The organism is Streptomyces viridifaciens (assembly GCF_001888885.2).
GTDB classification, from domain to species: Bacteria; Actinomycetota; Actinomycetes; order Streptomycetales; family Streptomycetaceae; genus Kitasatospora; species Kitasatospora aureofaciens.
On sequence record NZ_CP090841.1, the window covers coordinates 2,411,273 to 2,423,830 of the forward strand.

A 12,558-nucleotide genomic window follows, 5' to 3' on the forward strand; every position below is an offset into this window, starting at 1 on the left:
GTTCTGCGCTCGGTGGTCGCGACCCGCTAGATCGCGGTCATGACGTGCTTCACCCGGGTGTAGTCCTCGAAGCCGTACGACGACAGGTCCTTGCCGTAGCCGGACTTCTTGAAGCCGCCGTGCGGCATCTCGGCGACCAGCGGGATGTGGGTGTTGATCCAGACGCAGCCGAAGTCCAGGCGGCGCGACATCCGCATGGCGCGGGCGTGGTCCTTGGTCCACACCGATGAGGCCAGCGCGAACTCGACGCCGTTGGCGTACTCGACGGCCTGGTCCTCGTCGGTGAACTTCTGCACGGTGATGACCGGGCCGAAGACCTCGTTCTGGATGATCTCGTCGTCCTGGTTCAGCCCGGAGACGACGGTCGGGGCGTAGAAGTAGCCCTTGTCGCCGACCCGGTGGCCACCGGCCTCGACCTTGGCGTGGGCGGGGAGGCGCTCGATGAAGCCGGCGACCTGCTTCAGCTGGTTGGCGTTGTTCAGCGGGCCGTACAGCACGTCCTCGTCGTCCACGCCGCCGGTCTTGGTCTCGGCCGCGGCCTTGGCCAGCGCCTCGACGAAGGCGTCGTGGATCGACTCGTGCACCAGCACGCGGGTGGCGGCGGTGCAGTCCTGGCCGGCGTTGAAGTAGCCCGCCACCGAGATGCCCTCGACGGCCTCGGCGATGTCGGCGTCCTCGAAGACCACGACCGGGGCCTTGCCGCCCAGCTCCAGGTGGACGCGCTTGACGTCCTTGGAGGCGGACTCGGCGACCTGGATGCCGGCCCGGACGGAACCGGTGATGGAGGCCATCGCCGGGGTCCTGTGCTCGACCATCAGCCGGCCGGTCTCGCGGTCGCCGCAGATGACGTTGAAGACGCCGGCCGGCAGCTCCAGGTCCTTCAGGATGCCGCCGATGATCTCGGCCAGCAGCACGGTGGAGGCCGGGGTGGTGTCGGAGGGCTTGAGCACCACGGTGTTGCCCGCGGCGATGGCCGGGGCGAACTTCCACACCGCCATCATCATCGGGTAGTTCCACGGCGCGACCTGGGCGCAGACGCCGACCGGCTCGCGGCGGATGATCGAGGTCATCCCGTCCATGTACTCACCGGCGGCCTTGCCCTCCAGCAGGCGGGCGGCACCGGCGAAGAAGCGGATCTGGTCGACCATCGGGCCGATCTCCTCGGAGAGGGTCAGCGCGCGGGGCTTGCCGGTGTTGCGCACCTCGGCGTCGACGATCTCGTCGGCCCGGGCCTCGATCGCGTCGGCGATCTTCAGCAGCAGCTTCTGCCGGGTGCTCGGCGTGGCGTCGCGCCAGAGCGGGAACGCGGCGGCGGCCGAGGCCATGGCCGCGTCCACGTCAGCGGCACCGGACAGCGGCGACGTCGCGTACACCTCGCCGGTGGTCGGATCGACGATGTCGAGCGTGCGGCCGTCTGCCGCGTCGACGAACTCACCATTGATGTAGTTGCGCAGCGTACGAAGGTCGCTCACGGGTCTCTCCTCGGTCTGGGCCTGCGGCGTTGCAGATTCCGGCGCCATGGTACGTCGGCGGTTGCGGCCTACGAAGGGCGCCGAGTGGCCGGCCCCGAAACGGCGCGGTCCACTGGTGGCGGAATGCGCGACACCCTGCGGAGGCGCGCGCGTACCGTGCCAGGGTAGCCGCAACACTGCCGGTATCGACAGGTACATCGCTCATGGGCGATGAAATCCGTATGCGATTTCCAAGATCACGACGAAATCAGCAGCTTCCACGCTTGCGAACAGAAGAACGATCAGGCACAGTGGCCGCGTGGCCAACCGCGACCGGAACGCGAGCGTTCCCCTCGACGCCGCCTCCAAGGCGATCATCGAGCAGCTCCAGGAGGACGGGCGCCGCCCGTACGCCGCCATCGGCAAGGCCGTCGGCCTGTCCGAGGCGGCCGTACGGCAACGCGTCCAGAAGCTGCTCGACCAAGGCGTGATGCAGATCGTCGCCGTCACGGACCCGCTCACCGTCGGCTTCACCCGCCAGGCGATGGTCGGCATCCGGGTCGAGGGCGACATCGAACCCGTCGCCGACGCGCTGGCCGCCCTCGACGAGGTCGACTACGTCGTCTGCACCGCAGGCTCGTTCGACCTCCTGGCCGAACTGGTCTGCGAGGACGACGAGCACCTGCTCGAACTGATCAACAAGCGCATCCGCGCGCTTCCCGGCGTGCGGAGCACCGAGAGCTTCGTTTACCTGAAGCTCCGGAAACAGACCTACACCTGGGGCACCCGATGACAGCCGACCCGGCGCAGAAGGACCTTTCCAAGACCGCCTACGACCACCTGTGGATGCACTTCACCCGCATGTCGTCGTACGAGAACTCCCCCGTGCCCACCATCGTCAAGGGCGAGGGCACGTACATCTGGGACGACAAGGGCCGGAAGTACATCGACGGGCTGGCCGGCCTGTTCGTCGTGCAGGCCGGTCACGGCCGCACCGAGCTCGCCGAGGTCGCCGCCAAGCAGGCCAAGGAACTCGCGTTCTTCCCGATCTGGAGCTACGCGCACCCCAAGGCCGTCGAGCTGGCCGAGCGCCTGGCCAACTACGCCCCGGGCGACCTGAACAAGGTCTTCTTCTCCACCGGTGGCGGCGAGGCCGTCGAGACCGCCTGGAAGCTGGCCAAGCAGTACTTCAAGCTGATCGGCAAGCCGACCAAGTACAAGGTCATCTCCCGCGCCATCGCGTACCACGGCACCCCCCAGGGCGCGCTGTCCATCACCGGCCTGCCGGGCCTCAAGGCCCCGTTCGAGCCGCTGGTGCCGGGCACCCACAAGGCCCCGAACACCAACATCTACCGCGCCCCGCACTACCTGGAGGGCCCCGACGGCACCGTCGACCCCGAGGCGTACGGCCGCTGGTGCGCCGACCAGGTCGAGGAGGCCATCCTCTTCGAGGGCCCCGAGACCGTCGCCGCCGTCTTCGTCGAGCCGGTGCAGAACGCCGGCGGCTGCTTCCCGCCGCCGCCCGGGTACTTCCAGCGCCTGCGCGAGATCTGCGACCGCCACGACGTGCTGCTGGTCTCGGACGAGGTCATCTGCGCCTTCGGCCGCCTCGGCACCATGTTCGGCGCCGACAAGTTCGGCTACGTGCCGGACATGATCACCTGCGCCAAGGGCATGACCTCGGGCTACTCCCCGATCGGCGCCACGATCATCTCCGACCGCATCGCCGAGCCGTTCTACAAGGGTGACAACACCTTCCTGCACGGCTACACCTTCGCCGGCCACCCGGTCTCCTCGGCCGTGGCGCTCGCCAACCTCGACATCTTCGAGCGCGAGGGCCTGAACCAGCACGTGCTCGACAACGAGTCGGCGTTCCTGGGCACCCTGAGCAAGCTGCGCGACCTGCCGATCGTCGGCGACGTCCGCGGCAACGGCTACTTCTACGGCATCGAGCTCGTGAAGGACAAGGTCACCAAGGAGACCTTCAACGACGAGGAGACCGAGCGCGTGCTCTACGGCTTCCTCTCGAAGGCGCTCTTCGACAACGGCCTGTACTGCCGCGCCGACGACCGTGGCGACCCGGTCGTCCAGCTGGCCCCGCCGCTGATCTCCGACCAGTCGACCTTCGACGAGATCGAGCAGATCCTGCGGACCAGCCTCACCGACGCGTGGGCGAAGCTCTGATCCCCTGAGCCCCTTCCCCACCCTCCGCCGAAGGGCGGTCCCGCTCCCGCGGGGCCGCCCTTCGGCGTTCGCGCCACCACTGCCGAACATCACAGTCGTACGACCAAACATGCCTGAATGCGGGTGATTTGCCCGTGATGGCCCAGAGCGCCGCAACCGCGACCGGCCCCGGTCGTTCTAATCTGACGACTGTCATATCCCTGCGGCCACCCAGGATGGAACCTCATGTCAGCGGCACCGCCTGACAACGACGTGCTGTGGGCCCGAGGGATCGTCAAGTCCCACTACGGCACCCCCGCCCTGCGCGGCATCTCCATCGGCGTCCGCGAGGGGGAGGTGCTCGCCGTCACCGGCCCGCGCGGCTCCGGCAAGAGCACCCTCCTCGGCTGCCTCTCCGCCCAGCTCCCGGTCGACGAGGGCGAGGTCTGGTTCAACAGCTCCCCCGTGCACACCCTCGGCCGGGCCGGCCGAGAACGGCTGCGCCGCGACCGCTTCGGCTTCGTCGGCTCCGAACCGCACCTGGTGCCCGAGCTGACCGCCCGCGAGAACGTCGCCCTGCCGCTGCTGCTCGCCGGCGCCGGCCACAAGGCCGCCTACACCGCCGCCACCGAGTGGCTGGAACGCCTCGACGTCGGCGACATCGCCCGGCACCGCCCCGACCGGCTGGTCCAGAGCCAGTGCCAGCGGATCGCCGTGGCCCGCGCCCTCGCCCCGCTGCCGCCCGTCGTCTTCGCCGACGACCCCACCGCCCCGCTGCACCGCGAGGCAGCCGAGCAGGTCCTGCGGATACTGACCAGCGCGGCCCGCTCGCACCAGCTCACCCTCGTCCTGGCCACCCACGACCCCGAGCTCATCCGGTTCGCGGACCGCGCCGTCGGCCTCGTCGACGGACGGATCACCGCCCCCGCCGCCCCCGTCCCGCGCGGCACCGTCGCCCCGGCCGGTGCCTCCGTCATCACGGCCACCCGCCGCTGACGCGGCCGAGCCGCTGAAAGAGTCGACGTGTTCTACCTCCGCCTGGCCCGGGGCTACCGGGTGCCCGACCTCGGCCGCTGGCTGCTCACCGCACTGGCGGCCGCCGTCGTCGCCGCCTTCCTGCTGCGCTCCCTCGGCCGGGCGCTGAGCGAGCCGATCGGCGGCGCCGACGCGCTGGTGCGACTGCTCTGGTGCCTGCCCCCGCTCGCCGCCGTCGCCTGGTTCGCGGCCGTCGCCGCCCGTTCGGTGCCCGCCCGGCGGCCCGAACGACTCGCCGGGCTCACCGCCGCCGGGGCCGGCTCCCGGCGGATCCGCACCCTGATCGCCGGCGAGGTCGCCCTCGCCTGCACCCTCGGCAGCGTGCTCACCCTGCTGCTCTTCCTGGTGCTGCGCAACGACATCGCCGGGCCCTCGCTCGCTCCCGACCTCGGCATGGGCGTGCCGCTGCCGGCTGCCGCGCCGGTCACCCTGCTCGCCCTGGTCCCGCTCACCGCCGGCATCGCCGCCGCCTGCTCGGTGCCCGTCGCCGAGACCCTGCCCGGCGGCCGCACCCGCGGCCGCACCGGCTTCGGCCCGCTGCGGATCGCCGTGCCCATCGGGCTGGTGGTGATCGGCGCCGCACTCGAACTCATCGCGCTGCGACCCGGCGCCCCCGCCGACGGTCGCCCGATCCACCTGCCCGCCGGGCTCGGCACCACCAGCACCGCCGCCCTCGGCGGCTGGGCCGCCGGCGCGCTCGGCCTCGCCCTGCTCACCGGCCCGCTGCTCGCCTGGACCGGGCGGCTGCTCGCCGTCGGCCGGCCCACCCCGCTGCGGCTGCTGGCCGGACGCGGCCTCACCGCCCAGGCCCCTCGGCTCGGCCCGCCGCTGGCCGTGCTCACCCTGGTCCTCGCCCTGGTGCTGACCACCGTCCGGTACTGGATCGGCACACCGAACCGCGCCGACGCACTGCCCGCCGTCGAGGCCTGTCTGGTGCTCGGCTGCGCGGCCGCCGCGGTGCTCGCCAGGCTCGCGGAGGTCCGCACCGACCGCCGCGAGGTCACCGAAGCGCTGCTGCGTCTCGGCACCTCGCCCCGGCTGCTGTTCGGCGCGGTCGCGCTGCGCACCCTCGCGGTGGGCACCACGCTGCTGCTGACCGGCGGGGCGACCGCCGCGCTGGCGGCCGCAGGACTGCGGTAGGGCAGCCCGTCAGCCCGCCCGGTCAGCTTGCCGAGCCCGCGTGCCTGATCAGCCCGCCGGCTCGGCCCACCTGCTCAGCCCGCCTGCTCAGCCCGCTGCGGCGAGCTGGCCGCAGGCGCCGTCGATCTCCTGGCCGCGGGTGTCGCGGACGGTCGTCGGCACGCCGTGCGACTGGAGCCGGCGAACGAACTCCCGCTCGTCCTCCGGACGGGAGGCCGTCCACTTGGAGCCCGGGGTCGGGTTCAGCGGGATCAGGTTGACGTGCACCCGGTGGTTCTTGATCAGCCGGCCGAGCAGGTCCGCGCGCCACGCCTGGTCGTTGATGTCCTTGATCAGCGCGTACTCGATGGAGATCCGGCGGCCGGACTTCTCCGCGTAGTTCCAGGCCGCGTCCAGCACCTCGGCGACCTTCCACCGGGTGTTCACCGGGACCAGCTCGTCGCGCAGCTCGTCGTCCGGGGCGTGCAGCGACAGCGCCAGGCGGCAGCTGAGGCCCTCGTCGGCCAGCCGGTTCATCGCCGGGACGAGACCGACGGTGGAGACGGTGATGCCGCGCTGCGACAGGCCGAAGCCGTCCGGCGCCGGGTCGGTCAGCCGGCGGATCGCGGCCAGCACCCGGTTGTAGTTGGCCAGCGGCTCGCCCATGCCCATGAAGACCACGTTGGACAGCCGCGCCTCGCCGCCCGGGATCTCCCCGGCCTTGAGCGCGCGCATCCCGGCGGCGATCTGCTCGACGATCTCGCCGGTGGACAGGTTCCGGGTCAGCCCGGCCTGACCGGTGGCACAGAACGGGCAGTTCATGCCGCAGCCGGCCTGCGAGCTGATGCACATGGTGACGCGGTCGGGGTAGCGCATCAGCACCGACTCGACGAGCGTGCCGTCGAACAGCTTCCACAGCGTCTTGCGGGTGGTGTCGTCGTCGCAGGAGACGTGCCGCACCACCGACATCAGCTCGGGCAGCAGGCTCTCGGTGAGCTTCTCCCGGCTGGCGGCGGGGATGTCCGTCCAGCTCGCCGGGTCGTTCGACATCCGGCCGAAGTAGTGGTTGGAGAGCTGCTTGGCGCGGAACGGCTGCTCGCCCAGCTCGGCGACGGCCTCCTTGCGCTCGGCGGGGCTCAGGTCGGCGAGGTGTCGCGGGGGCTTTGCGCCGCGCGGCGCGACAAAGGTGAGTTCTCCGGGCTTAGGCATGGTTGTTCCAGTGTCGCAGACGCGCGGAGGCCCCGGACGCCTGGCGTCCGGGGCCCCGTCTCACCGCGCTCCGGTCAGCTTCCGACGAAGGCGGCCAGCAGCAGCCAGACCACCGGGGCGGTCGGCAGCAGCGAGTCCAGCCGGTCCATGATGCCGCCGTGACCGGGCAGCAGGGTGCCCATGTCCTTGATCCCGAGGTCCCGCTTGATCATCGACTCGCCCAGGTCGCCGAGGGTCGCGGTGACCGCCGCGCAGCCGCCCAGGATCAGGCCCTGCCACCAGCTGCCGCCGTCGATGATCAGCTGCATCAGTACGGCGCCCGCCAGCATCGACAGGCCGATGCCGCCGGCCAGGCCCTCACGGGTCTTGCCGGGGCTGATCGTCGGGGCCAGCTTGGTCCTGCCGAACTTGTAGCCCACCGCGTAGGCGCCGGTGTCGCTGCAGATCGTGACGATCAGGAAGAGCACGATCCGTTGGGGCCCGTCGTCGGCCGCCAGCATCATCGCCACGAAGGTCGCCAGGAACGGCACGTAGAAGGCGGTGAACACACCCGCCGTTATGTCCCGGAGGTAGTTCTCCGGCGGCTGGGCCATCCGCCAGACCATCACCGCCAGCCCGGTCAGCGCCAGCGCGGCCGCGGCCCACTGGACGCCCGCCCAGTAGCCGCAGGCGACCATCGCGACGCCGCCCACCACCAGCGGGACCAGCGGGGCCTTGATCTGCTTGCGCTCGGCGAGCCGGGTGGTCAGCTCCCAGCTGCCGACCGCCACCGCAGCCATCACGACGAACAGGAACAGCGCCTTCACCACGAACAGCGAGGCGACGATCACCGCGCCGAGGCCCACCCCCACGCCTATGGCGGCCTGGAGGTTACGGCCGCCGCGCTGCTTGCGAGGCTCCGGCTGCGGGGCGGGCTGGGCGGCCACTGGTGTCTCCTGCCCTGGATGGAACGACGGCACGAAGGGGGGCTGCCCGGCCGCCCGGTGGCTCTGCGGCGGCGCGGGATGCACCGGAGCCCCCGGGTGCGGCGGGGCGCCGCGGCCGGGGGCGGAGGGGACGTCGTCGGTTATCGCGCGCAGCACGACCGTCTCCGTCAAGCCGGGCGGCGCCGGCTCGGGCTGCTCGTCCCGGAACATCGGGCCACCGGGTCGGCCGGCCTCCCGGGACCGGTCCGCGGCGGGGTCGACCGGCCCACCGGTGGCCGGCGGCCGTCCGGGCGCCGCGTGCCGACCGGGGATCGGCGGCCGACCCGGACCCGGCGGCCGCCCCGGGCCCGAATACTGACCGGGCGCACCGGAGTGCGGGCCGGGATCGGCCGGTACGGGAGGCATGACCTGAGTCTCCTCCGCGTCGCCGCCCCAGTACACCGGAGGCTGCTGCGAGTGATCCGAACGGAGGCCCCGGTCCCCCGGGGCGGCACCCGGCGCACCCTGCTGGGCGGCCGTCCGGCCGCCCGGGTGGCCGGGGTGTCCCGGGAGGGGCAGGCCCTGGTCCGGCTCCGGGCGCTCGCCGTACCCCGGCGCCGGGTGGGCCGGGGTACGGGGTGCCTGCGACTGCGGCGCCGGGCGGTAGGGCTGGAACTGCTGGTCGGACGGGCCCCAGTAGCCAGGGGCGTCAGGGGCGTCGTTCATCAGACCTCGAGCAGCTCGGCTTCCTTGTGCTTCAGCAGCTCGTCGACCATCGCCACGTACTTGGCCGTGGTGTCGTCGAGCTCCTTCTCGGCGCGACGGCCGTCGTCCTCGCCGACCTCGCCGTCCTTGACCAGCTTGTCGATGGCGTCCTTGGCCTTGCGGCGCACCGCGCGGATCGAGACCTTGGCGTCCTCGCCCTTGCCGCGGGCGATCTTGATGAACTCGCGGCGGCGCTCCTCGGTCAGCTCGGGCAGCACGACCCGGATGATGGAGCCGTCGTTCGACGGGTTGACGCCCAGGTCCGAGTCGCGGATCGCCTGCTCGATGGCCTTCAGAGCGGTCTTGTCGAACGGCGAGACGACCGCCATCCGGGGTTCCGGCACCGAGAACGAGGCCAGCTGGTTGATCGGCGTCACGGCGCCGTAGTACTCGGCGACGATCTTGGCGAACATCGCCGGGTGGGCACGGCCGGTGCGGATGGCCGCGAGGTCGTCCTTGGCGACGACGACGGCCTTCTCCATCTTCTCCTCGGCCTCGAGGAGGGTCTCTTCGATCACTGTGATCTCCCTGTCCGGTTCATCTGCTGTTGTCCCGACCGGTGTCGGCATCGGGGCCGGTCGCGGCGGACGCCGTCCCGTACGGCTGGCTGCTGCTCAGGCCCGGACGGAATCCTGGCTGATGAGTGTGCCGATCTTCTCACTCTTCACCGCACGCGCGATATTGCCCTCCGCCAGCAGCTCGAAGACCAGCATCGGGAGATTGTTGTCCTTGCACAGCGTGATCGCGGTGAGGTCGGCGACCTTGAGGTCGCGCGCGATGACCTCGGAGTACTCCAGCGCGTCGAACTTCACCGCGTCCGGGTTGGTCCGGGGGTCGGAGTCGTAGACGCCGTCCACGCCGTTCTTGCCCATCAGCAGGACGTCGGCGTGGATCTCCAGGGCGCGCTGGACGGCCGTGGTGTCGGTGGAGAAGTACGGCATGCCCATACCGGCGCCGAAGATCACCACGCGGCCCTTCTCCAGGTGCCGGACGGCGCGCAGCGGCAGGTACGGCTCGGCGACCTGGCCCATGGTGATGGCGGTCTGGACCCGGGTCTCGATGCCTTCCTTGACCAGGAAGTCCTGCAGCGCCAGGCAGTTCATGACGGTGCCGAGCATGCCCATGTAGTCCGAGCGGGCCCGGTCCATGCCGCGGACCTGCAGCTCCGCGCCCCGGAAGAAGTTGCCCCCGCCGATGACCACCGCGACCTCGGTACCGGCGCGGACGACCGTGGCGATCTCGCGGGCGATCGCGTGCACGACGTCCGGGTCCACGCCGAGCCCGCCACCGCCGGCGAAGGCTTCACCGGACAGCTTGAGCAGCACCCGGCGACGCGAGCCCGCCTCGGTGTCCTGCGCGGTCTCCTGCGTCTCCTGCATGGACTTCTCCTTTTTGCACCTGCTGGCTCACAGGCCTGGGCGTGCGGATACCCGGCCTGCGCGTACACGCGAGGAGGCCACTGCCGCGGGAACCGGTTCGGTGTCCTGCACGGCAATGGCCTCCTCGTCGTTCATGGTGCCGAAGCGGCCCGCCCATGGACGGTTGGCGCTGGGTGAGCCCGTTCGGCGTTCCGCCCGCCCCGGTCAGTGGGCGGGGGCGGTTCCCAGCCTAGAGGGGCCGGGGACCAGGTGGAACGTGGCTCAGGCGCCGACGCGGAAGCGGGCGAAGCGCTTGAGGCTGACGCCGGCCTCTTCGAGGACCTTGGCGACGGTCTTCTTGTTGTCCTTCGCGAAGGCCTGCTCCAGGACGGAGTTCTCCTTCACGAAGCCGGTGACGCGACCCTCGACGATCTTCGGCAGGGCGGCCTCCGGCTTGCCCTCCTCGCGAGCGGTGGCCTCGGCGACGCGGCGCTCGTTCTCCAGCTCCTCGGCCGGGATCTCCTCGCGGGACAGGTACTTCGGCGCGAAGGCGGCGATGTGCTGCGCGACGTCCTTGGCGACCTCGGCGTTCTCCTTGTCCAGCTCGACCAGGACGCCGACGGCCGGCGGCAGGTCGGGGCTGGTCTTGTGCAGGTAGACCGCGACGAAGCCGTCACCGTCGAACTGGGCGAAGCGACGGAAGACGATCTTCTCGCCCAGGGTCGCGTTGGCCTCGTCCACGAACTGCTGGACGGTCTTGCCGGCCTCGATCTCGGAAGCCAGGGCGGCGTCCAGGTCGGCCGGGGCGCTCTTGGCGACGTGGGCGGCGATCGCGTCGGCGACCTTGACGAAGTTGTCACCCTTGGCGACGAAGTCGGTCTCGCAGTTCAGCTCGACCAGGACGCCGGACTTCTTGTCCTCGGCGATCAGCGCGGCGACGGCGCCGTTGGAGGCGTCACGGCCCTCGCGCTTGGCAACGCCCTTCTGGCCCTTGATGCGCAGGAGCTCGACGGCCTTCTCGACGTTGCCCTCGGCCTCGTCCAGGGCCTTCTTGCAGTCCATCATGCCGGCGCCGGTGAGCTCACGGAGCTTCTTGACGTCCGCGGCGGTGAAGTTCGCCATGGTGTGAATCTCTTCTCGCGTCTCGCGTGTCTGCGTGGGGATGCGCCGGGACCGATGGTTCGGCCCCGGCGCGGGAGAGAGGGGCACCCGCCGGCGTGGTACCGGCGGCTGCCCCTCACCCTTGGTACGTCAGGCCTGCTCGGCCGGCGCCTCGGCGGCGGGAGCCTCGGCAGCGGGAGCCTCGGCGGCGGCGGGGGCGGCCTCCTCGGCCTTCTTCTCGCCCTCGATGAGGTCCTTCTCCCAGTCGGCCAGCGGCTGGTCGGCGCCCGGCTCGGCCTTGGCGTCGCCCTTGGCAACACCGGCGCGGGCCTTCAGGCCCTCGGCCACGGCGTCGGCGATCACGCGGGTCAGCAGGGTGACGGAGCGGATCGCGTCGTCGTTGCCCGGGATCTTGTAGTCGACCTCGTCCGGGTCGCAGTTGGTGTCGAGGATGGCGACGACCGGGATGTTGAGCTTCCGGGCCTCGCCGACCGCGATGTGCTCCTTCTTGGTGTCCACGATCCAGACAGCGCTGGGAACGCGCTGCATGTCGCGGATACCGCCGAGGGTCTTCTCCAGCTTGTCGTGCTCGCGCTGGAGGACCAGGAGCTCCTTCTTGGTGAGGCCGGAGCCGGCCACGTCCGAGAAGTCCAGCTCGCCGAGCTCCTTGAGGCGCTGCAGACGCTTGTAGACGGTCGAGAAGTTGGTCAGCATGCCGCCGAGCCAGCGCTGGTTCACGTAGGGCATGCCCACGCGGGTGGCCTGCTCGGCGATGGCCTCCTGGGCCTGCTTCTTCGTGCCGACGAAGAGGACGCTGCCGCCGTGGGCAACGGTCTCCTTGATGAACTCGAAGGCGCGGTCGATGTAGTTCAGCGACTGCAGCAGGTCGATGATGTAGATGCCGTTGCGCTCGGTGATGATGAAGCGCTTCATCTTCGGGTTCCAGCGGCGGGTCTGGTGACCGAAGTGGACGCCGCTCTCCAGCAGCTCCCGCATCGTGACGACGGCCATGGCCGTTCTCCTCAGGTGTTACGGCCCGACTGCGGCGGTGCCTCGGGGGTTCCCCGTCGGGCGGCCGCCTACGGCCGGGTCAGTCTCGGTTGTCCGTGGCGGCCAGGTGACAGCCACGCCTGACGCCCCGATCGTGCCGAGCCGCTTCCACCCGCTCGGTCCGGGGACCGGTCGGGCTCGGCGGACCGAGCGGCACTCGCACCTGGCGGGGCTGCGGACGAACCGCGTCCGACCGCCGGTGGCGGGGCGTGCGAAGTCGACCCGGCGGACCGGGTCGCGTGTGAAGTGTACGGGAAGCGCCGAGCGGCGAGCGACTTCACGGGCGCCGGAGGGCCTGCGGCCGGTCTGCGGCCGGGCTGCGAATGACCGGGGGGGAGCCTGGGGGAACGACTGCGGCGGGTGGGGCCGCGGCGGGTGGAGGAACGGCGGCCGACTGGTCGG

At 71.2% G+C, this 12,558-nt stretch carries 11 protein-coding genes; 4 read left to right on the forward strand and 7 right to left on the reverse strand.

Annotated features, from left to right (window positions below):
• Positions 1–26: 26 nt before the first annotated feature.
• The gene (locus BOQ63_RS17820; RefSeq protein WP_051747320.1) at positions 27–1,520 is read right to left on the reverse strand and encodes a gamma-aminobutyraldehyde dehydrogenase; all 1,494 of its coding nucleotides are present in this window, start codon (positions 1,518–1,520) and stop codon (positions 27–29) included.
• Positions 1,521–1,707: 187 nt separating this feature from the next.
• On the opposite strand from BOQ63_RS17820, the gene BOQ63_RS17825 reads away from it, so the two are divergent.
• The 4 genes from BOQ63_RS17825 to BOQ63_RS17840 all read left to right on the forward strand — a co-directional run bounded on the left by BOQ63_RS17825 (position 1,708) and on the right by BOQ63_RS17840 (position 5,789).
• The gene (locus BOQ63_RS17825) at positions 1,708–2,244 is read left to right on the forward strand and encodes an Lrp/AsnC family transcriptional regulator (RefSeq protein ID WP_063736546.1); all 537 of its coding nucleotides are present in this window, start codon (positions 1,708–1,710) and stop codon (positions 2,242–2,244) included.
• Positions 2,241–3,635 (forward strand): aspartate aminotransferase family protein, encoded by a 1,395-nt coding sequence (locus tag BOQ63_RS17830; RefSeq protein ID WP_030290419.1) that lies wholly within the window; start codon positions 2,241–2,243, stop codon positions 3,633–3,635. Before BOQ63_RS17825 ends, BOQ63_RS17830 begins: the two co-directional genes overlap by 4 nt.
• A gap of 225 nt (positions 3,636–3,860) precedes the next feature.
• Positions 3,861–4,610 (forward strand): ABC transporter ATP-binding protein, encoded by a 750-nt coding sequence (locus BOQ63_RS17835; RefSeq protein ID WP_030290418.1) that lies wholly within the window; start codon positions 3,861–3,863, stop codon positions 4,608–4,610.
• 27 nt (positions 4,611–4,637) lie between these two features.
• Positions 4,638–5,789, forward strand: coding sequence for a hypothetical protein (locus BOQ63_RS17840; RefSeq protein ID WP_050366560.1), 1,152 nt, complete (start codon positions 4,638–4,640; stop codon positions 5,787–5,789).
• Between the two features lie 87 nt (positions 5,790–5,876).
• On the opposite strand, the gene rlmN is transcribed toward BOQ63_RS17840, so the two are convergent.
• The 6 genes from rlmN to rpsB all read right to left on the reverse strand — a co-directional run bounded on the left by rlmN (position 5,877) and on the right by rpsB (position 12,117).
• Positions 5,877–6,977: a dual-specificity RNA methyltransferase RlmN gene (gene rlmN / locus BOQ63_RS17845; protein ID WP_030290416.1), complete on the reverse strand. Its 1,101-nt coding sequence runs from the start codon at positions 6,975–6,977 to the stop codon at positions 5,877–5,879.
• A gap of 74 nt (positions 6,978–7,051) precedes the next feature.
• On the reverse strand, positions 7,052–8,308 hold the full coding sequence (locus tag BOQ63_RS17850; RefSeq protein ID WP_078938894.1) for a phosphatidate cytidylyltransferase: 1,257 nt from the start codon (positions 8,306–8,308) through the stop codon (positions 7,052–7,054).
• Between the two features lie 299 nt (positions 8,309–8,607).
• Positions 8,608–9,165, reverse strand: a complete 558-nt coding sequence (gene frr / locus BOQ63_RS17855; protein WP_030290414.1) for a ribosome recycling factor — start codon at positions 9,163–9,165, stop codon at positions 8,608–8,610.
• 96 nt (positions 9,166–9,261) lie between these two features.
• Positions 9,262–10,026 carry a UMP kinase gene (gene pyrH / locus BOQ63_RS17860; RefSeq protein ID WP_030290413.1) on the reverse strand — a complete coding sequence of 255 codons (765 nt, stop codon included), beginning with the start codon at positions 10,024–10,026 and terminating at the stop codon, positions 9,262–9,264.
• 261 nt (positions 10,027–10,287) lie between these two features.
• Positions 10,288–11,127: a translation elongation factor Ts gene (gene tsf, locus BOQ63_RS17865; RefSeq protein WP_030290412.1), complete on the reverse strand. Its 840-nt coding sequence runs from the start codon at positions 11,125–11,127 to the stop codon at positions 10,288–10,290.
• A 129-nt stretch (positions 11,128–11,256) separates the two neighbouring features.
• Positions 11,257–12,117, reverse strand: coding sequence for a 30S ribosomal protein S2 (rpsB, locus tag BOQ63_RS17870; RefSeq protein WP_030557940.1), 861 nt, complete (start codon positions 12,115–12,117; stop codon positions 11,257–11,259).
• Positions 12,118–12,558 lie beyond the last annotated feature (441 nt).